The 21,478-nt window shown below is 63.3% G+C and carries 17 protein-coding genes, 1 tRNA gene and 1 pseudogene; 9 read left to right on the top strand and 10 right to left on the bottom strand.

Annotation, left to right across the window (positions count from 1 at the left end; translation table 11 throughout):
• The first annotated feature begins 5 nt into the window (after nt 1-5).
• From ASS64_RS09520 to ASS64_RS09510, 3 genes are all read left to right on the top strand, one after another.
• Nucleotides 6-695, top strand: a complete 690-nt coding sequence (locus ASS64_RS09520) for a TetR/AcrR family transcriptional regulator (protein WP_067693364.1) — start codon at nt 6-8, stop codon at nt 693-695.
• A gap of 257 nt (nt 696-952) precedes the next feature.
• Complete coding sequence (locus ASS64_RS09515) at nt 953-2,134, top strand: CaiB/BaiF CoA-transferase family protein (protein WP_234002368.1); 1,182 nt, start codon at nt 953-955, stop codon at nt 2,132-2,134.
• A gap of 43 nt (nt 2,135-2,177) precedes the next feature.
• Complete coding sequence (locus ASS64_RS09510) at nt 2,178-3,848, top strand: NAD(P)/FAD-dependent oxidoreductase (protein WP_067693361.1); 1,671 nt, start codon at nt 2,178-2,180, stop codon at nt 3,846-3,848.
• Nucleotides 3,849-4,470: 622 nt separating this feature from the next.
• Here the strand turns inward: ASS64_RS09510 and ASS64_RS09505 are convergent.
• Genes ASS64_RS09505 through ASS64_RS09480 form a run of 6 tightly spaced genes read right to left on the bottom strand, consistent with a single transcriptional unit; the run spans nt 4,471 to nt 11,893 of the window.
• A complete protein-coding gene (locus ASS64_RS09505; RefSeq protein WP_067693358.1) occupies nt 4,471-5,118 on the bottom strand; it encodes an isochorismatase family protein in 648 nt (215 codons plus the stop codon).
• Nucleotides 5,118-6,317, bottom strand: a complete 1,200-nt coding sequence (locus ASS64_RS09500; RefSeq protein ID WP_067693356.1) for a CaiB/BaiF CoA-transferase family protein — start codon at nt 6,315-6,317, stop codon at nt 5,118-5,120. The genes ASS64_RS09505 and ASS64_RS09500 overlap by 1 nt, the downstream gene beginning before the upstream one ends.
• Complete coding sequence (locus tag ASS64_RS09495; protein WP_067693354.1) at nt 6,314-8,209, bottom strand: hydantoinase B/oxoprolinase family protein; 1,896 nt, start codon at nt 8,207-8,209, stop codon at nt 6,314-6,316. Before ASS64_RS09495 ends, ASS64_RS09500 begins: the two co-directional genes overlap by 4 nt.
• Before the next feature lie 11 nt (nt 8,210-8,220).
• A complete protein-coding gene (locus ASS64_RS09490) occupies nt 8,221-10,269 on the bottom strand; it encodes a hydantoinase/oxoprolinase family protein (RefSeq protein WP_067693352.1) in 2,049 nt (682 codons plus the stop codon).
• On the bottom strand, nt 10,269-11,204 hold the full coding sequence (locus ASS64_RS09485) for a hydroxymethylglutaryl-CoA lyase (RefSeq protein WP_157075142.1): 936 nt from the start codon (nt 11,202-11,204) through the stop codon (nt 10,269-10,271). The genes ASS64_RS09490 and ASS64_RS09485 overlap by 1 nt, the downstream gene beginning before the upstream one ends.
• A gap of 8 nt (nt 11,205-11,212) precedes the next feature.
• A complete protein-coding gene (locus ASS64_RS09480; protein WP_067693346.1) occupies nt 11,213-11,893 on the bottom strand; it encodes a GntR family transcriptional regulator in 681 nt (226 codons plus the stop codon).
• Between the two features lie 112 nt (nt 11,894-12,005).
• Between ASS64_RS09480 and ASS64_RS09475 the strand changes: the two genes are divergently transcribed.
• The 4 genes from ASS64_RS09475 to ASS64_RS09460 are packed head-to-tail and all read left to right on the top strand — an operon-like array spanning nt 12,006 to nt 16,169.
• Complete coding sequence (locus ASS64_RS09475; RefSeq protein ID WP_067693343.1) at nt 12,006-14,552, top strand: TonB-dependent receptor; 2,547 nt, start codon at nt 12,006-12,008, stop codon at nt 14,550-14,552.
• Between the two features lie 29 nt (nt 14,553-14,581).
• A complete protein-coding gene (locus ASS64_RS09470) occupies nt 14,582-15,334 on the top strand; it encodes an aspartate/glutamate racemase family protein (protein WP_198147688.1) in 753 nt (250 codons plus the stop codon).
• Nucleotides 15,331-15,759 carry a nuclear transport factor 2 family protein gene (locus ASS64_RS09465; RefSeq protein WP_067693340.1) on the top strand — a complete coding sequence of 143 codons (429 nt, stop codon included), beginning with the start codon at nt 15,331-15,333 and terminating at the stop codon, nt 15,757-15,759. The genes ASS64_RS09470 and ASS64_RS09465 overlap by 4 nt, the downstream gene beginning before the upstream one ends.
• Nucleotides 15,759-16,169: a nuclear transport factor 2 family protein gene (locus tag ASS64_RS09460; protein ID WP_067693337.1), complete on the top strand. Its 411-nt coding sequence runs from the start codon at nt 15,759-15,761 to the stop codon at nt 16,167-16,169. Before ASS64_RS09465 ends, ASS64_RS09460 begins: the two co-directional genes overlap by 1 nt.
• A gap of 95 nt (nt 16,170-16,264) precedes the next feature.
• Here the strand turns inward: ASS64_RS09460 and ASS64_RS09455 are convergent.
• A pseudogene (locus ASS64_RS09455) lies at nt 16,265-17,037 on the bottom strand (IS6 family transposase).
• A 208-nt stretch (nt 17,038-17,245) separates the two neighbouring features.
• A tRNA-Ser gene (locus ASS64_RS09450) sits at nt 17,246-17,336 on the bottom strand.
• Between the two features lie 308 nt (nt 17,337-17,644).
• Here ASS64_RS09450 and ASS64_RS09445 point away from each other — a divergent pair.
• Together ASS64_RS09445 and ASS64_RS09440 are read left to right on the top strand one after the other, a co-directional pair.
• Nucleotides 17,645-18,691: a peptidylprolyl isomerase gene (locus ASS64_RS09445; protein WP_067693334.1), complete on the top strand. Its 1,047-nt coding sequence runs from the start codon at nt 17,645-17,647 to the stop codon at nt 18,689-18,691.
• Nucleotides 18,688-19,002 (top strand): DUF1905 domain-containing protein, encoded by a 315-nt coding sequence (locus tag ASS64_RS09440; RefSeq protein WP_067693331.1) that lies wholly within the window; start codon nt 18,688-18,690, stop codon nt 19,000-19,002. Before ASS64_RS09445 ends, ASS64_RS09440 begins: the two co-directional genes overlap by 4 nt.
• On the opposite strand, the gene ASS64_RS09435 is transcribed toward ASS64_RS09440, so the two are convergent.
• Both ASS64_RS09435 and ASS64_RS09430 read right to left on the bottom strand, forming a co-directional pair.
• A complete protein-coding gene (locus ASS64_RS09435; RefSeq protein WP_067693328.1) occupies nt 18,999-19,364 on the bottom strand; it encodes a VOC family protein in 366 nt (121 codons plus the stop codon). The genes ASS64_RS09440 and ASS64_RS09435 overlap by 4 nt on opposite strands.
• Nucleotides 19,361-21,451: a bifunctional (p)ppGpp synthetase/guanosine-3',5'-bis(diphosphate) 3'-pyrophosphohydrolase gene (locus ASS64_RS09430; protein ID WP_067693592.1), complete on the bottom strand. Its 2,091-nt coding sequence runs from the start codon at nt 21,449-21,451 to the stop codon at nt 19,361-19,363. Before ASS64_RS09430 ends, ASS64_RS09435 begins: the two co-directional genes overlap by 4 nt.
• Between the last annotated feature and the right edge of the window lie 27 nt (nt 21,452-21,478).

Raw genomic sequence — 21,478 nt, 5'->3', positions numbered from 1 at the left:
CACCCATGAAAGGTAAGGCCTCACTGCGCGAGGTGACCAAGGTCCATGGCGCGGAGCCGATCCAGCAGCCGAAAAAGCCGCGTGCGCGTCGCCGTACCCAGGCTGAACGCACCGCCCTTTCCGACGCCCGGATGTTCGATGCTGCGATGCAACTGATCGTCGAGCAGGGAACGCATGCCACCACGCTGAAATCGGTCGGTGAAAGGGCAGGCTATTCACGGGGATTGGCTTCAAGCCGTTTCGGCTCGAAAGACGCACTGTTCGGTCAACTGGTTCTGCACTTCAACACGAGCTGGACGCGGGAACTCGCCAACAAGGTTGGCGAGCAGACCGGCGCCCAGGCGTGCCTCGCGGCGCTGCGGGCGGTGGAAGGCTTTCTGGCAAGCCACACAGGATACATGAAGGCGATGTATGTCCTGTGGTTCGAGTCGATCAGCTCGCACAACGACGTGCGGACCCATCTTGCCGCCTATCACCAGATCTACCGAAGCGACGTCGCGCATTGGGTCGAGGAAGGCATTGCCAGCGGTGAGATCGCGGAAACTGTCGATGCGCAGTCCTATGCATTCGGCTTCTGCAGCTTCATCTTCGGAACGATCTACCAGTGGCTCGTAGCTCCCGAGAGCGTCGATCTGGCAAGGGAATTCGAGGCCTTCCGTCGATCCACGAGGGAAACCTTCGGGATCGCCCCCTGAGCGATTGCCGCTCGCTTGATCCAAGCCAGCATGAGCCCGCACCGCACGGGCATTCACACTTGATCTGCAATTTGTTAGACGCTAACAAATAACATCAGATCGTCGGCGTCGACCGATGGTCATGGGAGAGATGTCGTGGCCAAGGTCTTGGAGCCCCCGCACTTGCCGTACCTTTCTTTCACCTTGGCCTCCAAGCGGGGCTCAAGGGATGAAAAGTCCTGCCCGACTTCTCTATTTCGGTCTGGAAAGCGGAGAAGATGAGCCGGGGCGACCGCGAGTATCGGGAATTGATGCGGCCGGTGCTCGAGGGCGTGCGCGTCATCGAACTTGCCGGCATTGGCCCGACCCCGTTTTGCGGCATGATGCTGGCCGATCATGGCGCCGAAGTCATTCGCATCGATCGTCCGGGCGGCAGCGACCCCCTATCGCAGGATCAGGAGCGCGATGTCCTGCTCCGTTCACGCCGGACCATCACGCTCGACTTGAAGGATCCGGAATCGGTCGAAATCGTCGCGCGGCTCGTCGAAACCGCCGATGGTTTGATCGAAGGCTTCCGGCCAGGCGTTGTCGAGCGGCTCGGGCTCGGGCCCGACGCCATGATGCAGCGCAATCCCACACTCGTTTACGGCCGCATGACCGGGTGGGGACAAAGCGGGCCGCTCTCGGCCCTGGCCGGACATGACCTCAATTACATCTCGATGACCGGTTGTCTTGCAGCCCTCGGCCCCGAGGATCGACCGCCCGCGCCTCCCTTGAACCTCATCGGCGACTATGGCGGCGGTGGCATGCTGCTCGCATTCGGTTTCGTATCCGCCCTGCTCGCCGCACGGACCGATGGGCGCGGGCGCGTCATCGACTGCGCGATGGCCGACGGTTCCGCTGCACTTATGGCGGGCATGTGGTCTCTCAAGCACAATAGCATGTGGGATGGTGGGCGCGGCGAAAACCTGCTCGACGGCGGGGCTCCATTCTATGCGTGTTACGAATGTGCGGATGGCCAGTTCGTCGCCATCGGAGCAATAGAAGCCAAGTTCTATTCGAGGTTCCTCGAAGCGGTCGGTTTGAGCGGGGACCCCCTGTTTTCGGCACAGCACGACCGGTCGAAATGGCCGGCCATGAAGGAACGCCTGTCAGCACTTTTTGCCTCCGCGGCCCGTTCGAAATGGGTCGAGGAACTGAAGCCGATCGACTGCTGCTTTACCGAAGTCCTAACGATGGACGATGCGATAGGGCACGAACACAATCGGGTGCGCGAGAGCTATTGCGAGGCCGACGGCTTTGTCCAGCCCAGGCCCGCGCCTCGGTACGAACGGACGACACCAGTCCGGCCGAGAATGTGGCGGCGAGATGCAGATCGGGAAGACCTTCTGGCTGAAATCGGAGCCGCCGATCCCCTTCGAGCGATCAGCGACAGGGAGTCGAGCGGGGCAGGTCATTGAAGGCGCGAACTACAAGCTGCTGGAATTGTGGAGAGAAAGAACGATGACGACTGAGGAAACCGGCACCGGTGTGGCCACGGCCACGCGCGAATCCAAACCCGCTCCGGACTTCGACGCGATCGGAATCGGTGCCGGGTTCGCGGGCCTGGCATTGATCCACTATCTTCGCAAAGAGGGACTTTCGATCCGCGTATTCGACCGCGCCCTGGACATAGGCGGTACGTGGAGCTGGAATTGTTATCCGGGAGCGGCGACCGACAGCGAAAGCTATTACTATTGCCTGACCTTTTCGAAGGACTTGCTGCAGAAGTGGTCCTGGACAAAGCGCTATCCGGGCTTCGAAGAGACGCAGGCCTATATGCGCTTCGTGGCCGACGAGTGCGACATGTGGCCGCACATCCAGCTGGATACCGAGATCGTCAAAGCGGAATATTTGGGCGAACTGGGATATTGGCGGGTCACAACGGATGCCGACGAGACCTACACCTGCAGGTTTCTCATCAGCGGGATGGGAATGATCTCGGAGCCGATGATCCCGAAAATCGAAGGTCTGGACCGGTTCGAGGGACCGATTTTCCACTCGTCGCGCTGGCCCAGGGGGCTCGATTACGCGGGGAAGAAGATCGCCGTGATCGGCTCGGGGTCCACTACCGTCCAGTTGGTGCCCGTCCTCGCCGAAAAGGCGGCCAGCGTCACGGTGTTCCAGCGCACGCCCAACTACATTCTGCCGGCCATGCAAAGGCCGATGACCTCCGAGTGGGAAAGGGAGATCAAGGAAAATTACGACGAGATCGTCGAGAAATGCCGTAACCACGCATTCGGCATGGCATTCGACAGCCCCACGGGCAGGACAGTTGCCGACACTCCGGCGGACGAGGTGCAGCGCGTTTTCGAGGAGAACTGGACGGGCAGCTTCCGGTGGGTTTTCGAGACCTTCGACGACCTGCTCACCAATCCCGAAGCCAATCGCCTGGCCTCCGAGTTCATCACCCGCAAAATGAAGGAACAGGTCGAAGATCCCGAGATCGCGGATCTGGTCGCTCCGAATGTCGACGACTATCCGCTCTTTGCCAAGCGCCCGCCGCTGGATCATGGTTACCTGTCGTCGCTCAATCGCGACAATGTGACCCTTGTGGACATCAAGGAGCGCGAGCCGCTGGAGGAAATCACCGAAACCGGATTGCGAACCACGCGCAAGGACTATGAATGCGACATCATCGTCCTTGCTACGGGCTTCAAGGCCTATACGGGCGCGCTCGAGGCGTTCCCGATCTACGGGTCCGATGGGCAGACTCTGCGCGAGAAATGGGAGCGGTCGTCGGACTCGATAATGGGCGTCTGCGTGGCCGGATTTCCGAACCTGTTCATCGTGACCGGGCCGCAGGCGCCCTTCGCGAACCTGCCGACGTCCATCGAACAGAATGTGATCTGGATTACCCGGTGCCTGCAAAAGATGCAGCACGAGGGATACGACGTGTTCAAGCCGCGCATAGAGGCAGAGCGCGAATGGACCGCGCACACGGCAGAGATCCACAACCAGACGCTGATGGCCCATGGCGATGAAGTGAATTCCTGGATGATGGGCGCAAACCGGGACGACAAGGCGCCGCGCGTCCTGATCTATTTCGGCGGCGCGAATGCTTATTATGACAAGCTCGACCAATCTGCTGATGAGGGGTTTCCCGAACTGGAATTCGTGAAACTTAACGCATAATCAAAACCTTGCCGCCGTGTCCAAGGGGCGCGAGAACCCCGTGGCGGCCTTTGGTTAATTCGTCAGGCGTCGCACTGGCTTGCGACCTTTCGACCTCCCGGAGACTTGGCTGCGAGGGCCATCGACGATCGCGCTGGGAGGGTTCGCCCCATCCGTGATCGTGTCGCTCCATCGCCAGGCGAGTTGGGACGGCGCGGCCTATCGACTGCCCGATGGAGCGCACCTCACTTGCGCTCATTCCGTAGGCGTATGCGCCAGCATCGGGTCCATGATCGTCCGATCGCCAAGCAGGCGCACATCCGGGACAAGGCCCGCTCGCCAAACCCGTGCATGATCGTCTAGAAGATTGATTGAAGAAAGTTCTGGACCGTCCTGAAAAGGCCGGTAGCGGTGCTGTCAGTCTAACCATAACTTTTCTCAGGTCCAAAGTCGGAATTGCGAGCAGTATAAGACACTCTACCGCGTCGACCCGTTCCATTTTACCAGCGGGCTATCGCGCTGATCTGGGCCATCCAGGTCAAGTCCCGCTGACTGGTCTTGGTGCTCGACGAGTTGGCCAAGCTTGAGCCGTAATGGAAATCGCCCGCGTCAAATTTGCTTAAATGACATTAACGAGAGTTGATTATGGTGAGAGGTGGCGTTGCCTCAGCGTGAGTATCTCGGCAGCGGCTCTTTCACCCACCACTTCGGCATATTTCGCCTGCAGGTCGAACAGGTTGGCCTCGTGCGGCCCTTCGTGGCGGTCGGCGCAGGCGTCGCGCACGACGAACGGGGCGAAGCCGTATTGCAAAGCGTCGAGCGCCGAGGCGCGGACGCAGCCCGAGGTCGAGAAACCGGCCACGATCAACGTATCGACCCCGGCATCGTGGAGCCGCTCTGCCAGGCCGGTGGCGAAGAAGGCGGAGGGGTATTGCTTGGTCACCACCCATTCGCCGTCGCGCGGCTGCAAGGCGTCCGGGAATTCTCCGAGCGGCGATCCGCGTTCGAACACGCGCAGCACCGGCGTCTTGCGGTAGAACAGGCCGCCATCGGCCCCGCCCGGCTCATAGGCGACATTGGTAAAGACGACCTGCCGTCCGGCCGCGCGGGCAGTTTCGAGCAGCCCGGCGGCGTGCTCCACCGCAGCGGCAGCGGTCTCGCAAAAAAGCGGCGAATCCTCGCGCAGATAGGCGTCGACCATGTCGACCAGCAGCAGCGCGGGTGTGTTCCCCGGCTCGAGATGGCCGGCAAAGGCCTTGGCGTAATTCTCCGTCAGGTCGGAGGAGGACATCAGATCACGTCCTGCGCCGCCAGCCGCTCCAACTCCTCGCCGCCGATCCCGAGCAGCGTGCCGTAGATTTCCGCATTGTGCTGGCCCGGCGTCACCGGCGCGGGCCGGCGGATGCCCGACGGGGTCTTCGAAAAGCGCGGAAACGCGTTCTGCATCCTGAGCTTGCCGCGGCCATCGGTCTCGACCTCGACGATAGCCTCGCGCGCCTGGAAATGCGGGTCGGCCAGCATGTCCTTCGCGGTATAGACCCGGCCTGCCGGGATCGAGTGCTCGATCATCAGCGCATCGACCTCGTCGATCGTGTGCTGCGCGGTCCATGCATTGATGATTGCATCGAGCTCGGCCTGCTTCCGGCCGCGCCCGACATGGGTTGCATAGTCCTGGTCCTCGGCGAGGTCGGGCCGCCCCATCGCCTGCGTGAGTCGTTTGAAGATCGCATCGTTATTGGCCCCGATCATGAACGGGCCGTCCTTGCACTGGTAGACGTTGGAGGGCGCAATCCCCGGCAGGATCGAGCCCGAGCGCTCGCGGATCACCCCGCCATGATCGTATTCGGGAACGAGCCCCTCCATTACCTGCAGCACCGCTTCGTAGAGTGCGGTGTCGATCACCTGGCCCTCGCCGGTCTTCTCGCGGTGATGGAGCGCGGCGAGCACGCCCATGCAGCCATAGGTCGCGCATAAAGTGTCGCCGATCGAGATGCCCATGCGCGCCGGCGGCCGGTCGGGTTCGCCGACGATGTAGCGCCAGCCGCCCATCGCCTCGCCGATCCCGCCGAAACCGGCGCGATCCGAATAGGGGCCATCCTGGCCGTAGCCCGACATCCGCGCGATAATCAGGCCCGGCTGCTCTTTCAGCAGATCCTCGGGCGCCAGCCCCCACCGTTCGAGCGTACCGGGCTTGAAGTTCTCGATCACGATATCGGCGGTCGCGATCAGCCTGCGCGCGAGGTCCTGGCCCTCGGGCACGCGCAGATTGCAGGTGGCGGACTTCTTGTTGCGCGCGATCACTTCCCACTGGACCTTTTCCTCGCCCAGCCCCCAGTCGCGCATCGGGTCGCCGCGCCCGGGCGGTTCGAGCTTGATGATCTCGGCCCCCATATCGCCCAGCAGCTGGCCGCAGAACGGGCCGGCGAGCAGCTGGCCCATCTCGACCACGCGCAGGCCCTTGAGGGCGCCGGTATTGGGCGGCTGGCTCATTCGGCCGCCTCGGCGGTCTGGTGATCGTGCCATTCGGGCTGGATCGGCGCGGGAAGCCCGGTTTCGTCCTCGCACGAGGCGCGCAATTGCTCGATGCCGGGGCCGAAATTGAACACTTCGCCTTCCTTGCGGCTCCCACGCATTTCCGCGCGCAGGCGTTCGGTCGCCTGCTGGTCGACCACGCCATCGTCATCGGCGACGACGCCGTAATCGCGCGCGCCTTCGGCTGTCACCAGCCCCTCGCGGATTTCGCGAGCCACCGCTTGCGGATCGCGTTCGAGCGGATCGCCCCAGCCGCCCCCGCCCCAGGTGATGAAATGGAGCTGGTCGCCCGCGCGCACTTCGACGTCGTCGACCTTGTTGCCGACGATCTCGGTGGTGCCGTCGGCGCGCTCGATCAGCTTGCGCGCGCGCTTGCCGGGCTGGCCGCCATTGACACCCCAGGGCGGCACGAACCAGCGGTCGTCGTGGATTGCGATCTGCCCGTCGGCGAGGAAGCGGTAGGTCATGTGGATGCCATTACCGCCGCGATGGAGCCCCGCCCCGCCGCTGTCGGGCTCGGTCTCGTAGCGCTCGATCCGCAAGGGGAAATAGCGCTCGAGGAATTCGTTGGGGACATTGGTAAAGCCCGGCCACAGCGAGTGCCCGTCGGGACCGTCGCCGAGCGGGCGGCCGGGAATGCCGCCGAAGCCGATCTGGAACAGCTGGAACCACTCGCCCTCGCGGCTGTCGCGGTTGTCCCAGCCCGAATAGAACAGGTGCGGCGAGGAACTGAAACCGGCCGCGTTCAGGAATTCCGGCGTCTTCTGGCCGAGCAGCCCGCCGAGGATATCGAAAATGCGCCCGAGCGCATGGGTGCGGCCCGACAATGCGGCGGGGAATTGCGGCTTGAGCAGCGAGCCTTCGGGGATCCGCACGTCGATTAGGTCGTAGAACCCGTCGTTGAACAGGATCTGCGGGTCGAAGACCATGATCATGTAGATGCCGAAGAACATCTTGAACATGTTCTCGTTGAGATAGAAGTTGATCGAGGCGGCGGATTGCGGATCTGTGCCGTCGAAATCGAGGATCACCTTGTCGCCCTCGCGCCACATGGTGCACTTGATCTTGTAGGGGCCGTAGCCGAGCCCGTCGTCGCAGACATAGTCCTCGAAGCCGACCGGTTCCTCGGCCACCGCCTGCGCGATCAGCGCCTTCATCGCGCGGTGGTTGCGCGCGAGCAGTTCTTGCGTCGCCGAGACATAGACATCGTCGCCGAAGCGTTCGGCCATCTCGATCACCCGGCGCGCGGCCACCCGGCACGAGGCGATCAGCGCGTTGAGGTCCGCCTGGCACCAGTCGGGCTTTCTCGTCTGGTGCATGACGAGCTTCATCAGGTCTTCGTTGTATTCGCCCTTCTTCCAGATCTTGACTGGCGGAATGCGCACGCCCTCTTCGAAGATCGACTTGGCGTCGATCGGCATCGAGCCGACCACCTTGCCGCCGATATCCGACTGGTGGCCGAACATCGCGGTCCAGGCGAGCAGGCGCCCGTCCTTGTAGACCGGCAGCAGCACCAGCCAGTCGTTCGAATGGCTGATCGCGCCCTCGCAGGAATAGGGATCGGACAGGAAGATCATGTCGCCATCCTCGATCGTCCCGTCGAACTGGCGGAGGAAGCCGTCGATGAAACTGCCGAACTGGCCGACGATCATCTTGCCCGCCGGATCGGCGATCAGCGGGAAGGCATCGCCCTGTTCGCGGATGCCCGGCGACATGGCGGTGCGCACCAGTGTCGCGTCCATCTCGATCCGCGCGTTCCTGAGCGCGTTCTCGATGATGTCGAGCGTGACCGGGTCGATTGCGACCTGGTCGAAAGCGGCGGTGTTTTCCTGGATGATCTCTGCAGGCATGGCGGGTGACCTCAGGCGGGGTTGATCAGGATGTTGCCGACCGCGTCGATCGTCGCGACGCAGCCGGTTTCGATGAGCGTGGTGGAATCCATCTCGGTGATGATGGCGGGGCCGGGGATGGTGTCGCCCTGCTTGAGCTCGGCGCGGTGGTAGATGCCGGCGTCCTGCTGCTTGCCGTCCATCCACACCGTGTGATCGCCGATTTTCGCAGCGTCCGCATTGCCGTCGCCCCTGGCGAGCTCGGCGGCGGGCAATTGCGGCGCTTCGCCGAGCGCAACCGCGCGCAGGTTCACGATCTCGTGCGGGGTATCCATGTTGAAAGTGAACAGCCGGCGATGCTCGGCGTCGAAGCGCGCCAGGATGCCGTCGATGCCCTCGGAGCGGAGCGTTTCGGGATCGATCGTCAGCGGCACTTCGAAGGCCTGGCCGGCATAGCGGACATCGACTTCGAATTCGCTGGTGATGTGGCTTTCGGGGATGCCGTCCTCGGTCAGCTCGGCATGGGTTTGCGCGGCCATCTCGTCGAGCACCGCGACCAGTTCCTCGACGCGAGTCTCGGTTGCGAGCCGGCTGAAGCTGCGCGCGGTTTCGGTCCGCATCCGCGTCGTCGCATCGCCGAGCGCGCACAGCACGCCGGGCGAGACCGGCGAAATCGCCGGCCAGCTGCCCATCAGCTTGGCGACGGCATTGACATGCAGCGGCCCCGCCCCGCCAAAGCCCATCAGCGCGAAATGGCGCGGATCGTAGCCCTGCTGGACGCTGATCATGCGCAAAGCGCCGAACATGTTCTCGTTGACGATGTCGATGATGCCGCGCGCGGCGTCCATCAGTCCGATGTCGAGCGCGTCGGCAATCGTCTGCACCGCTCTACGGGCGCCGTCCCGGTCGAGCTTGAACGATCCGCCGAGGAGGTCTTCCGGCAGGTAGCCGAGCACGACATTGGCATCGGTCACGGTGGGCTGTTCGCCGCCCTTTCCATACGCGACCGGTCCCGGGACGGCGCCCGCGCTTTCCGGGCCGACCCGAAGGGCCCCGGTAAGCTCCGGCACATAGGCGATCGAACCCCCGCCCGCGCCAACCGTCTTCACGTCGAGCGAGGAGGCGCGCACCGACAGGTGCCCGACTTCGGTGGTGCGCACGCGGCGCGGTTCGAGATTCTCGATCAGCGCGACATCGGTCGAGGTGCCGCCGACATCGAGCGTGAGGATGTTCTTGAAGCCGGCATTCTTCGCTACCCATAGCGCGCCGGTGACCCCGCCGGCCGGGCCCGACATCAGGATATTGACCGGATGCTCCTCGGCCGCCTGCGAACTCATCAACCCGCCGTCGGAGCGCAGCAGCGAGAGCTTGCCGGTCACGCCCGAGGCATGCAGCTTGTCGCGCAGATTGGAAACATATTTGCCCACCACCGGCCGCACCGAGGCGTTGGCGACGGTCGACAGCGTGCGCTCGTATTCCTGCATTTCGGGCAGGACTTCGTGGCTGAGCGAGACCGGGATGTCCTGCATCGTCTCGTGCGCGATGGCACCGACGCGCTTCTCGTGCGCGCCGTTGACGTAGGAATTGATCAGGCTGACGGTGATCGCCTCGACGCCGGCGTCCTTCAGCGCTCGCAGCTGCGCGCGGACCTGGTCCTCGTCCAGCGGACGGACCTCGTTGCCGTCGGCGTCCATCCGGCCGGCAATGGTGACCGTATCCTCGAGCGCGGCGAGCGGTTCGGGCTTGGGCCACACGATCCACGCCGCGAGGCCGCCGGGCACGAAGCTGCGCGCGATCTGCATGATGTCGCGATAGCCCTCGGTCACGATCAGCCCGACGCGCGCGCCCTTCCCTTCGAGCACGGCATTGGTCGCGACCGTCGTGCCGTGGAGGAAGAACTCGATCTCGGCCGGATCGACGCCCGCTTCCTGCGTGATCGAAGCGACCCCGGTGAGGATCCCTTCCGAGCTGTCTGCGGGAGTCGACGGTGTCTTCTCGCGCCAGAATTCGCCCGTTTCGTTGTCGAACAGCAGGAGGTCGGTGAACGTGCCCCCCACATCGACGCCCAGCCTATAGCGCATCAGGCAGCGGTCCTTTCGGTTGTTGAGTTCTCGGGCTTGGGAAAGCCGCCGGCCTTGCCGACCATGGCGGGCAGGTCCTTGTCCATCACGCCGGCGAGCCAGCGATTGGTGTCGATGAGCCGGTCGAGGTCGAGTCCGGTCGCGATACCGGCGCGTTCGAGCATGTAGGCGACGTCCTCGGTCGCGACATTGCCGGCGGCCCCGGGGGCAAAGGGGCAGCCCCCGAGACCGCCGATCGAGGCGTCGACGACACTCGCCCCCGCGCCGATGGCGGCCCAGACATTGGCCAAGCCGGTGCCGCGCGTGTTGTGGAAATGGACCCGCACCGGAAGCGGATGGATTGCCGCGCCCACGCGGGTCACGAGCCGCTCGACATGCGCCGGATTGCCGACCCCGATCGTGTCGGCGAGCGCGATTTCGACCGGCCCGGCCTCGGCGATCGCGGTCGCCATGGCAAGCACGCGGTCCTCGCCGACTTCGCCCTCGAACGGGCAGCCGAAGCTGGCGGCGATGGTCGCCTGTGCGGTCAGTCCCTCTGCGCGGGCGCGGGCAATGATTTCGCGGCATGCTTCGACGGAGCCGTCGCTGGTTTGGCCCTGGTTCGCCATCGCGAACTGGTCGGTGCTGACCGCGACAGCGCCCAGCTGGTCGATCCGCCCCGTGGCGATCGCGCGCTCCGCCCCGCGCATGTTCATCACGAGGCCGATATAGGTCACGTCCTCACGATCGGGCAGGCCGTCGCAAACCGCCTCGGCATCGGCCATCTGCGGGACCGCGCGCGGGTTCACGAAGCTGGTGACTTCGATCCGCCGCGATCCGGCCGCGATCGCGCGTTCGATCAGCGCCAGCTTGTCTTCGGTCGACACTTCGCGGCGCTCGTTCTGCAAACCGTCGCGTGGGCTGACTTCGACCATTTCCACTGCATCTGTATACATTTTTGCGCTCATGCCTGCTTCTTCCCGCCTGCGCTATGGATCGCGGTCAGCCCGCGATGGGCATCGGCATAGGCGTGAAAGGCACGCCGGATATGGCCCGCCATGATCGATTCGGCCCACGCCCCGTCGCCGCGTGCGAAAGCCGCGAGCAGCTCGTCATGCTCCTGGTGCGAACGGCGCAATTCGTCCTTCCCGTAGTGATGCGCGGTGCGCCACACGACCGGTTGCTCGATCAGCGCTGTGAGCAAGCCGGTGAGACGCCGGGATTCGGCGGTTTCGAGAATCAACGCATGGAATTCGCGGTTGAGTTCGAGAAAGCCGTCGACATCGGGCGGAGAGGCGATCACCGCCTTGCCGATGCGGGCATTGCACTCGCGCAGCGCCTGCAGCGTCGCATCGTCGATTCGCTTCGCCGCGCGCCGGGCGGCATGCCCCTCGAGCATCGCGCGCAGTTCGAAGGCGTCGCCGATATCGTCGAGCGACCAGTCGGCGACATAGCTGCGCTGCGACTCGGTCTTATGGATCAGCATGTCCGCCTCGAGTCGCCGCAGCGCCTCGCGCACGGGAGTACGCGAAACGTCGCAGATTTCCGCGAGCGCCTCCTCGCGCAGCGAATCGCCCGGCGCGAGCTCGCCCGAGACGATCATCTCGCGAATCGTGCTGTAGGCTCTGTCGGACGCACGCGACATTTGTTCTCCTCGGACCTTGACTGCGCAATTTTGTATACAATAAGAAGCGCAGGTCGCAAGGTTCAATTGCCGCCGGCGCTGACTGGCGGACGATAACGGGGAGAATTCGATTATGCGATCGTTCAAAGGGCTCCTGCTTACCTCCGCCCTGACGGCACCGGCCTTCACGGGCATCGCCCATGCCCAGGACGGCGACGACCAGGCCGCGGCGGAAACCTCGGAGGCCAATCCCCCGATCATCGTCACAGCGCGGCGTCAGGACGAAGCGCTGATCGATGTGCCCGCATCGGTCACGGTCCTCTCCGCCGAGACGCTCGAGAAAACCGGAATCGAGCGCGCCGACGAATTCGTTCAGCTTACCCCCGGCGTCACCATCGTCACCGGCACCGCAGAGGCGGGCGACACGCAGATCAATATTCGCGGCATCAACGGCGCGCGCGATGCCGAAAGCTCGGTCGCGCTGGTGGTCGACGGCATCCTCAAGACCAACACCGCGCAGCTCAACCAGGATCAGGGGACGCTGCGCCAGATCGAGATCCTCAAAGGTCCGCAGGGCGCGCTTTACGGCCGCAACGCGGCTGCGGGCGCGATCGTGATCCAAACGTTCAAGCCCGACGATTTTCTCGAAGGCGGAGTCCGCGTCAGCGCGGCGGAAGACGACACCTATTCGGCCACCGCCTATATCGCGACTCCGGTCGGCGAGGGTGCCGGCATCGTGCTGTCGGGCAACTATTTCACCACCGACGGCTTCTACCGCAATGGCTTCCTCGGCTCGAACACGGTCGACGACCAGGAAATCTGGTCGATCGACGGGCGCTTCGTCGCCCAGCTGAGCGACGCGACCGAGCTCGACATCAAGGCCCGCTATGCCGACCTGTCAGGGGCTTCGATCAATTTCAACGCGGCCTTCCACCTGCCCAATTTCGCCGGTGTCAACCCGGCTTTCTTTGAGGATGTGAACGAGCACCCGTTCAATTTCTATTCCAATATCCGGCCCTTCAACGAGCAGCAGACCTTCGAGGTCTCGGCCAAGGTCGAGCACGAATTCGACGCCGTCACGCTGACCGCCTGGCTGCTCTACAGCGATGTCGAGCAGGAACTCGGCGCGGACGGGACGTCGGCGGACTTCGCGCGCTTCACCTTCCCCGGCGCGACGCCGGATTCGGTCGCTGCCTCCAATCTGTGCTTTGCGACCACTGCCAATCTGACCGGCTTCCCAGTCAACCAGCCCGGCTTTATCGGCAGCAACCCGGTGCCATTCATCTTCGATCCGATCGGCGGCTCGACCTTCGGGCCCTACAGCCCGACCAGCTGCGACGGGACGCAATACCAGATCCGCGACCAAAGCGATTTCAGCGCCGAGATCCGGCTCGCATCGAACAATGGCGGGCCGGTCGACTGGCAGGTCGGCGCCTATTACCTCCATATCGACCGGCAGGTCGGGGTCAGCCTCGGCGCAGATCTCGGCAACGGTATTACGCGCCAGCTGTTCAACCCGGCTGGATCGGCCAATCCGACCACGCAGCTCTATCACGACGATTTCTCGACCAACGTCTACGCGGTGTTTGGTTCGGCCGATTTCGAGGCCACCGACCGGCTCGATATCGGCATCGCGCTGCGTTACGATATCGAGGACCGTTCGGTCACCAACCTGGTGCCGGTCGCGACCGATCCCTTCACCGGCGGGCCGATCAATCCGGGACAGGCGTTCGGCCCGATCCCCGACCAGTCGCAGACTTTCAAGCAGCTCCAGCCCAAGATCTCGCTGCGCTATGCGATTACCGACGATGTCAATTTCTACGCCAATTGGGGCATCGGCTTCAAATCGGGCGGCTTCAACAACCAGGGTTCGGCGGCGATCGTCGACCAGGCGTTCAACCAGTTCATCGGCACCAACATCCTGATCGAGGATGTCTTCCGCAAGGAGAAGTCGAGCGCGTTCGAAGCCGGCGTCAAGGGCACGCTGCTCGACGGCCGGGTGAATTTCGATCTCGCCGGCTACTACACCGAGATCGACGACATGCAGTTCTTCGAGTTCTTCGTCGGGGCGTTCGGGCTGCTGCGCGTGGTCTCGAACATCGACGAGGTCGAAGTCTACGGGGCAGAGTTCAATCTCAATGCCGAGCTGCTGCCCGGCTGGGACGTGTTCGGCTCGGTCAACCTGACCGAGAGCGAGATCAAGGCCAACGCCTCGCGCCCGATCACGGTCGGCAACGAATCGCCCTACACTGCCGATTACACGATCAATCTCGGGACCCAGCTCGACCTTCCGCTGACCGACACGCTCGATTTCGTCGCGCGCGCCGATTACCGGATCACCGGGCCGACCTGGTTCCACACGGTGCAGGATGACATGTCGCCAACCTTGTTCAGCGGGTTGCTGCCATTGCCTGCCGATCCGGTCACATCGCCGAACAAGCTGGTGCTGCCCGGCGTCGTTGGCGATGCCGACTATTCGATCACCCGGCGCGACACGTTCGAAGTGCTCGATGTCCGCGTCGGGGTCGAGACCGACCGCTGGTCGCTGACGGTGTTCGCCGACAACCTCACCAACGAGAAATATCTCAACGAGGTGATCCCCGCGATCGAGTTCGGCGGCTCGTTCATCTCGCCCGGCGCACTGCGGCGCTTCGGGGTCGAAGCCGGCGTCAAGTTTTGACCGATCCCATCGCGTGAGGAGAATGCAGCGTGGCTGAGACCAAGCGCATCAAGGTGATCGTACCGATCCCGATGGACGAAGCGGGCGTTGCCGCGCGCGCCGAGCAATTGCCGGGCAGCTTCGTCGCGCCCGGCTTCGCGCCCGAATTCGCCGCCGTGCCCTGGGGCGCGGCGCTCGGCGACAGCTATCACGACATGCTGCTGATGGACTGGACCGTGTTCCAGGCCGGGATCGATGCCGAGGAAGACGGCTATGCCGGCGTGCTGATCGATACCGTCTCCGACAGCGGGCTGCGCGCACTCCGCTCGCGGCTGTCGATCCCCGTGGTCGGCCCGGGCGAGGCGAGTTTTTGCACCGCGATGATGCTGGGCAAGAAATTCACCGTCCTCACCATGTGGCCCGAATGGTTCCCGCTCTACGAGAAGACGCTGACCGAATACGGCTTGTGGAACCGGGTCGCTTCGCTGCGGTCGATCGACACCCGACCCGACGTCACCGAGCTGCTCGCGGGCAAGGAAGAGGTTATCTTCGACAAGCTGAAGCGCGAGGCAACGCGCGCGATCGAGGAAGACGGCGCCGACGTGATCGTGCTCGGCTCGACCACCATGCACCAGTCGGCCGCTTTCCTCGCAGGCGAGCTGCCGATCCCGGTGCTGAACCCGGGCCAGGTCGCCTACAAGCATCTCGAAATGCTGATCGGGCTCGGGCTCACGCATTCGAAAAAAGCGTTTCCCGCGCCCGAAGTCGGCAAAGACGAAGATATCAGGAGAGGATGGCAATGAGCTGGAGCGAGGGCGGTGAGGGGCAGCAGGCGCTGCCCTATCCCTATTACGTCGATATCGTCACCAAGCGCTATTTCGACGGGGTCGACAACAAGCAGCTCGACAAGGTGCTCGACTGCTTCACCGAGGACGCGGTGCTGACCGAGGCGACCTCGAAGACGGTGCATGACGGGATCGGCGCAATCCGCGCGATGTTCGACAAGCTGTTCTCCGATTTTTCCTCGATCTGGCACGGCAATTTCGTCCACACCGCGGACCCCGACACCAACACGATCTGCTCGCAATTCACCGTCCTCATCACGCCGGAAGGCGGCGAAGAGCTGCGCTACGAGAACTGCAACCGCTTCTACCTCAAGGGCGACAAGTTCCACCGCGTCTATGTCTATATGAGCGGCGACAACCTGCTCAAGGAAGGGGACGCCTGATGCAGTACGAACCCGTCCTCTCGCGCGCCGAGCTGATCGAACTGGCGACGCGGACCTATTTCGGAAACGTCGATGCCAAGAACATGGCTGCGACGCTCGACTGCTTCCACGACGAGGCATTGTTCTGCGTCCAGACCGCTTGGACCCGTCATGCGGGCAAGGCCGAAATCCGCCGCATGTTCGAGGATTTCTTCGCCGCTTACGAAACCATCGTACACAAGGATTTCACCTGCACGGTGGACGAGAAGAACGGCCGCATCGCCGCCAGCTTCGAAGCCGTGCTGACCGCCGAGGATGGCTCGGTGACACGGCTGTTCAACACCAATTTCTGGCGCGTGCGACCGGGTCCGGACGGCGCGAAGTTCCAGGAAGTCTATGTCTATATGAGCGGCGAAAACCCGCTGGTTTAAAAATCGAACTAACATTGTAAGATCAGGATGTTGTTCGAGCGATCCGCTGATCCGAAGCGACTACGCCGAGAGCGATATCGGGGGGAACGGTGCTGTCAGTCTAATCGCAACTCGTCTCCGATCGACGTAGCTGTCCCCTGTCCGCGTTTGGTCAGGCCGTGCGATTGCCACCCGGCCAATGCGGCCGAGCGGTGGGTCTTGTAGGTCTGTCTATCGACGAGGTGGCGTTCGAGGTTGAAGTGGTTGTGGACGTTGGCGTGAACCGAAGCGAACTTTTGTAAGCTCTTCATTCGCTTGAACCGCTGCATCGATCGCTCTCGTCGTCGGAACGAGAGGTGGCTGTTCTCCACCTGGTTGTTGACCCAGCGTCCGACCTCCTACTTCTCCTGAATGCCGAGCTCGGTCACATCGCCGCCTTGTAGGAGCGCAGACCATCTGTGGTGATCGCCTCGGGCGAACCATGCCGTTTCAATGCCTTCTTCATGAAGCGCAAAGCTGCGTTCTTGTCGCGGGTCTTAGTGATGTAGCTTTCGAGGATCTCGCCCTCCTGGTCGACCGCGCGCCAGAGGTAATGCATCTCGCCGTTGATCTTCGCGTACATCTCGTCGAGGTGCCAGCGCCACTGCCTGAAGCCGCGCATGCGGCTGACCCTTTGCCTCCTGATATCACCTGCAAAGAGCGGGCCGAACCTGTTCCACCAGTGGCGTACGGTTTCGTGGCAGATGTCGATCCCGCGCTCGGCCAGCAAATCTTCCACGTTCCGCAAGGACAGCGGAAACCGCACATACATCATCACCACCAAGCGGATCACCTCGGGCGAGGAGTTGAAGTAGCGGAACGGGCTGGCTGGCTTCTTCTTGCAAGGCATTTCACCGCTCTGCCCGCTCACTCCTTACCAGCAGGTGCATTTGCTCTGAAAGGGCACTCACCGATCATCCAGGGATAAAATCTCCATACTCGCGAGGGAGCATGGCCATAGCAGGGCCCTCCGCGCTACCATCTTACGCCACAAAACCCGCAGAACTGCGCCATTCTGTGGGGCCAATTCTCAGGAAAATGGAGAAAATAAGACTAGGTGGCGGAGCAGGAGGGATTCGAACCCTCGATACGGGGTTACCGTATACACACTTTCCAGGCGTGCGCCTTCGACCACTCGGCCACTGCTCCGCATTCTTGTTTGGCTTACCGCATCTTGCGCTACGTAAGGCCGAAGGCCGCCGGATTGGCCTTCGCGCTCAAGCAGCAAAAGCGACCGCGCAAACAAGAAGGCGCGCGTCTAGCGGCGACCGGTGGGTTTCGCAAGCCGAAGCGGAACGGAGATATTCCAAAATGCGTTTTTCGTGTTACAAGCGGCCAGTGGCGGTGCTGCGCGGATCAGGCATACCCTGCGAACACCGTCTCGAAGCCCCCTTTCGCCCCTACAATGCGCGAGAGGGGGCTTTTGTTTTTCCGCGCGCAGTGGCACCTCTCCATACATGACGAAGCCACTGATTTCGCTCGCCGCGCTGATCGCGCTTGCCTCACCTGCCAGCGCGCAGGAGGCGGCGCCTCATCCTTCGCCCAACCAGATCGTCGCCGAGGCGGTAACGGAGGAATGGGTGGCAATTGCGCCAGAAGACCTTCTGGTCATGACGCTCGCGCCGGCTGCCGATGGGGCCGAGCGCGAGGTGCTGATCCAGTTGATGCCCGCGCCTTTCGGCCAAAACTGGGTCAAGAACATCCGCACCTTTGCGCGTTCGGGCTGGTTCGACGACATCACCGTCAACCGCGTGCAGGACAATTACGTCGTCCAGTGGGGCGATGCGAATTACGACAACCCGGAGAGCTCGGGCCGGCCCAAGGCGCTTCCCGCAGCACTCGTCGCCACGACCGAGGAGGACTATGCGGTTTCCGGCGACGCCATCAGCCTCTCGACATTGTTGACCGATTCCGAACGCGATCTCGCGCTCGAAGCAGACAGCTACATCGCGTCCGATGACCGGACCGCGGCGGTGATCCTCGCCAACGGGCTCGTCGATGCTTACGCGCAGCTATCGCTGTTTTACCAGGGCTGGCCGCTCGCCTCGAACATCGGTTCGGACGAGGAAGGCGAGCCCGCGACCGTCTGGCCGATCCATTGCTATGGCATGGTCGGCGTAGGCCGGAACCTGTCACCCGATGCGGGTACGGGGGCCGAGCTTTACACTGTGATCGGCCACGCACCGCGCCATCTCGACCGCAATATCGCGCTCGTCGGGCGGATCGTAGAAGGAATGGAGCACCTCTCCAGCCTGCCGCGCGGCAAGGGTCAGCTCGGCTTCTACGAGGATGAGAGCAAGCGCGTGCCGATTCTGTCGGTGTGCGTCGCCAGCGACCTTCCCCAAGGCGAGCGCCCGGCCTTCGAGTTCCTTTCCACCGATAGCGCGAGTTTCGCCCGCTATGCCGATGCCCGAGCGAACCGGCGCGACCCCTTCTTCAACGTGCCCGCCGGCGGAGCCGACATCTGCAACATTCCGGTTCCCGTGCGGCGGATCCTTGATTGACCGAGACGCTTGCCTGGCGTGGCGAGATCACTCGCTGGCAGGGTGAGCAGGCGACCTACCATCTGCTAACCATCGACGGCGCCTGCGCCGAGGAAATCACCGTGCACGAGCGGCTGCGGCGGCTCGAGATGGGCGGGCGTCGCGGCTTCGGATCGGTCAAGGTCGTGGCAGAGATCGGTGGGACGCGATGGAAGACGTCGGTCTTTCCCTCGAAAACCGGCGAATGGTGGCTGCTGGTGGGAAAGAAGGTGCTGAAGGCGGAAGACTTGGCCGCGGGTGACGCAGCCGAGTTGACGCTCGAGCTGCTCTAGACTTTCTGCATCAGCTCTATGCGATTGCCGAAGGGATCGGCGATATCGCCGCGCACATAGCCTTCCAGATCCTTGCCCGGCTTGAAGCGGATGCCCGCCTTGCCGAGCCGCGCGACCAGCTTGGCCAGATCGTTTACCAGCAGCGCGGGATGCGCGCGGCGCGCGGGCAGGAAGGCATCCTCCACCCCGCAATGGATCGCAATCTCCTCGCCTGCGAACCAGCATCCGCCATTGACCGCGAGGTGTGCGGGCTTGGCCACTTCCTCCAGCCCCATGAGGTCGACCCAGAAGCGTCGCGCATGCGGCTCTCCGCCATGCGGCATGGCGAGCTGGACATGGTCGATGCCGGTAACTGCGCTCATACGCGTTCTGCTTGCGCCACGGAGTCGCTCGCCCGCAGCGCGCTGAGTATCCGCGTCAGATGGGGCACGTCCTGCACCTCGAGATCGATTTCGTAAGTGGTGAAGGGATGATCGAGCTGCGTCTGGTCGAGACTTTTCACATTGACGTGGTTCTGCGCGAAGATGCCCGCCATTTCGGCCAGCGTGCCAGGCCGATCATAGAGCGTCACACGCAAGCGGCCCACTGCCCCGCGCGAACGCTTGCCCCATGACAGGTCCATCCAGTCGGTATCGATCCCGCTGGCGAGCCGGCTGCAGTCGATCGTGTGCACCTCGACCCGCTCATTCGGCTTGCGCAGGCCCACGATGCGGTCGCCCGGGACCGGGTGGCAACACTCGGCAAGCTGGAATCCCACACCCGGCGTCAACCCGCGAATGGAAAGCGCCTTACCGCTGCGCGACCAGTCGAAATCCTCTTCCAGCTCGGCCGTGCAGCCGGGTACAAGCGCCTCCATCACCTCGCGGTCGGGAATCTTGGCGGCACCGATGGCGTAATAGAGGTCTTCGTCCTCTTCCATCTCGAGCCGCTTGAGGGCTTCGCGCAGGGCCTTCTTGCCGATCTTGGCGGGCACCCGCAGCGCGATCTCGTCGAACAGCTTGCGACCGATTTCGGCTATTTCGGCGCGTTCCTTGAGACGTACGGCGCGGCGGATCGAAGCGCGCGCCTTGCCGGTCACGACGAAACCCAACCAGCTCATCTGCGGGTCGGCATTGTTGCTCTTGATGATCTCGACCACGTCGCCATTGTTGAGCTGCGTGCGCAGGGGCATGTGCCGCCCGTTGATCTTCGCCCCCACGGTCTGCGCGCCGAGATCGGTGTGCACGGCGAATGCGAAATCGACCGGCGTCGCCCCCTTGGGCAGCTGGAACAGCGCGCCCTTGGGCGTGAAGGCGAAGATGCGATCCTGGTAAATCGCCAGACGCGTGTGTTCGAGCAGTTCGTCGGGATCGTGGCTGGCATCGACGATCTCGATCAGATCGCGCAGCCACCCGACCTGCCCGTCGGGCCGGTCCTGCTGCTTGTAGGCCCAATGCGCAGCGAGGCCGAATTCGTTCAGGCGATGCATTTCGCGGGTGCGGATCTGCACCTCGACGCGCATCGACTTGCCGTAGATCAGCGAGGTGTGGAGCGAGCGATAACCGTTGTTCTTCGGCGTCGAGATGTAGTCCTTGAACTTGCCCGGCAGGAATTGCCACGTCGTGTGCAGCACGCCGAGTGCGCGATAGCAGTCGGCGACATCCTCGCAGATGATGCGAAAGGCCATGATGTCGGTCACCTGTTCGAACGAGACGTGCCGCTCGGCCATCTTGCGCCAGATCGAATAGGGGTGCTTCTCTCGGCCCGAGACTTCGGTGGTGATGCCCGCCTCGGCGAGCGCATGCTTCATGTCGAGCGCGATCGCATCGACCTGGCCGCCGTCCTCGCTGCGGATCTGCTCGAGCCGCTGGGTTATGGTCTCGAATGCTTCGGGCTCGAGCTGCTCGAAAGCGAGCATCTGCATCTCGCGCATATATTCGTACATGCCGATCCGCTCGGCGAGCGGGGCGTAGATATCCATCGTCTCGCGCGCGATACGCCGGCGCTTTTCTTCGCTCTTGATGAAGTGCAGCGTGCGCATGTTGTGGAGCCGGTCGCCAAGCTTGACGAGCAGCACGCGGATGTCCTCGCTCATGGCGAGCAGGAACTTGCGCAGGTTCTCCGCCGCGCGTTCGTTCTCGGGCATCTGCTCGATCTTGGAAAGCTTGGTCACCCCGTCGACCAGCCGCGCGACGTCGGTCCCGAAATGCTCCTCGATATCCTCGATCGTTGCCAGCGTATCCTCGACCGTGTCGTGGAGCAGCGCGGTGGCGATGGTCTCCTGGTCGAGCTTCAGATCGGTCATCAGGCCCGCGACCTCGACCGGATGGCTGAAATACGGGTCCCCGCTCGCGCGCGTCTGCGTGCCGTGCTTCTGAACGGTATAGACATAGGCGCGGTTCAGCATCGCCTCGTCGGCATCGGGGTCGTATTCCTTGACCCGTTCTACGAGTTCGTACTGGCGCAGCATACCTAGGAGATAGGTGCGCATGAGAGC

The organism is Erythrobacter sp. AP23, assembly GCF_001542855.1.
Lineage (GTDB): Bacteria > Pseudomonadota > Alphaproteobacteria > Sphingomonadales > Sphingomonadaceae > Qipengyuania.
Note: the sequence above shows the minus strand (reverse complement) of the source record. Positions and strands in the feature narration are given on the sequence as shown.

What these genes read in the sequence shown, in the direction of transcription:
- ASS64_RS09495 (WP_067693354.1), bottom strand. Translation starts at nt 8,209, where the DNA reads ATGCCTGCAGAGATCATCCAGGAAAACACCGCCGCTTTCGACCAGGTC.
- ASS64_RS09515 (WP_234002368.1), top strand. Translation starts at nt 953, where the DNA reads ATGAGCCGGGGCGACCGCGAGTATCGGGAATTGATGCGGCCGGTGCTC.
- ASS64_RS09445 (WP_067693334.1), top strand. Translation starts at nt 17,645, where the DNA reads ATGACGAAGCCACTGATTTCGCTCGCCGCGCTGATCGCGCTTGCCTCA.
- ASS64_RS09460 (WP_067693337.1), top strand. Translation starts at nt 15,759, where the DNA reads ATGCAGTACGAACCCGTCCTCTCGCGCGCCGAGCTGATCGAACTGGCG.
- ASS64_RS09505 (WP_067693358.1), bottom strand. Translation starts at nt 5,118, where the DNA reads ATGTCCTCCTCCGACCTGACGGAGAATTACGCCAAGGCCTTTGCCGGC.
- ASS64_RS09475 (WP_067693343.1), top strand. Translation starts at nt 12,006, where the DNA reads ATGCGATCGTTCAAAGGGCTCCTGCTTACCTCCGCCCTGACGGCACCG.
- ASS64_RS09465 (WP_067693340.1), top strand. Translation starts at nt 15,331, where the DNA reads ATGAGCTGGAGCGAGGGCGGTGAGGGGCAGCAGGCGCTGCCCTATCCC.
- ASS64_RS09480 (WP_067693346.1), bottom strand. Translation starts at nt 11,893, where the DNA reads ATGTCGCGTGCGTCCGACAGAGCCTACAGCACGATTCGCGAGATGATC.
- ASS64_RS09485 (WP_157075142.1), bottom strand. Translation starts at nt 11,204, where the DNA reads ATGTATACAGATGCAGTGGAAATGGTCGAAGTCAGCCCACGCGACGGT.
- ASS64_RS09490 (WP_067693352.1), bottom strand. Translation starts at nt 10,269, where the DNA reads ATGCGCTATAGGCTGGGCGTCGATGTGGGGGGCACGTTCACCGACCTC.
- ASS64_RS09430 (WP_067693592.1), bottom strand. Translation starts at nt 21,451, where the DNA reads ATGCTGCGCCAGTACGAACTCGTAGAACGGGTCAAGGAATACGACCCC.
- ASS64_RS09510 (WP_067693361.1), top strand. Translation starts at nt 2,178, where the DNA reads ATGACGACTGAGGAAACCGGCACCGGTGTGGCCACGGCCACGCGCGAA.
- ASS64_RS09500 (WP_067693356.1), bottom strand. Translation starts at nt 6,317, where the DNA reads ATGAGCCAGCCGCCCAATACCGGCGCCCTCAAGGGCCTGCGCGTGGTC.
- ASS64_RS09520 (WP_067693364.1), top strand. Translation starts at nt 6, where the DNA reads ATGAAAGGTAAGGCCTCACTGCGCGAGGTGACCAAGGTCCATGGCGCG.
- ASS64_RS09435 (WP_067693328.1), bottom strand. Translation starts at nt 19,364, where the DNA reads ATGAGCGCAGTTACCGGCATCGACCATGTCCAGCTCGCCATGCCGCAT.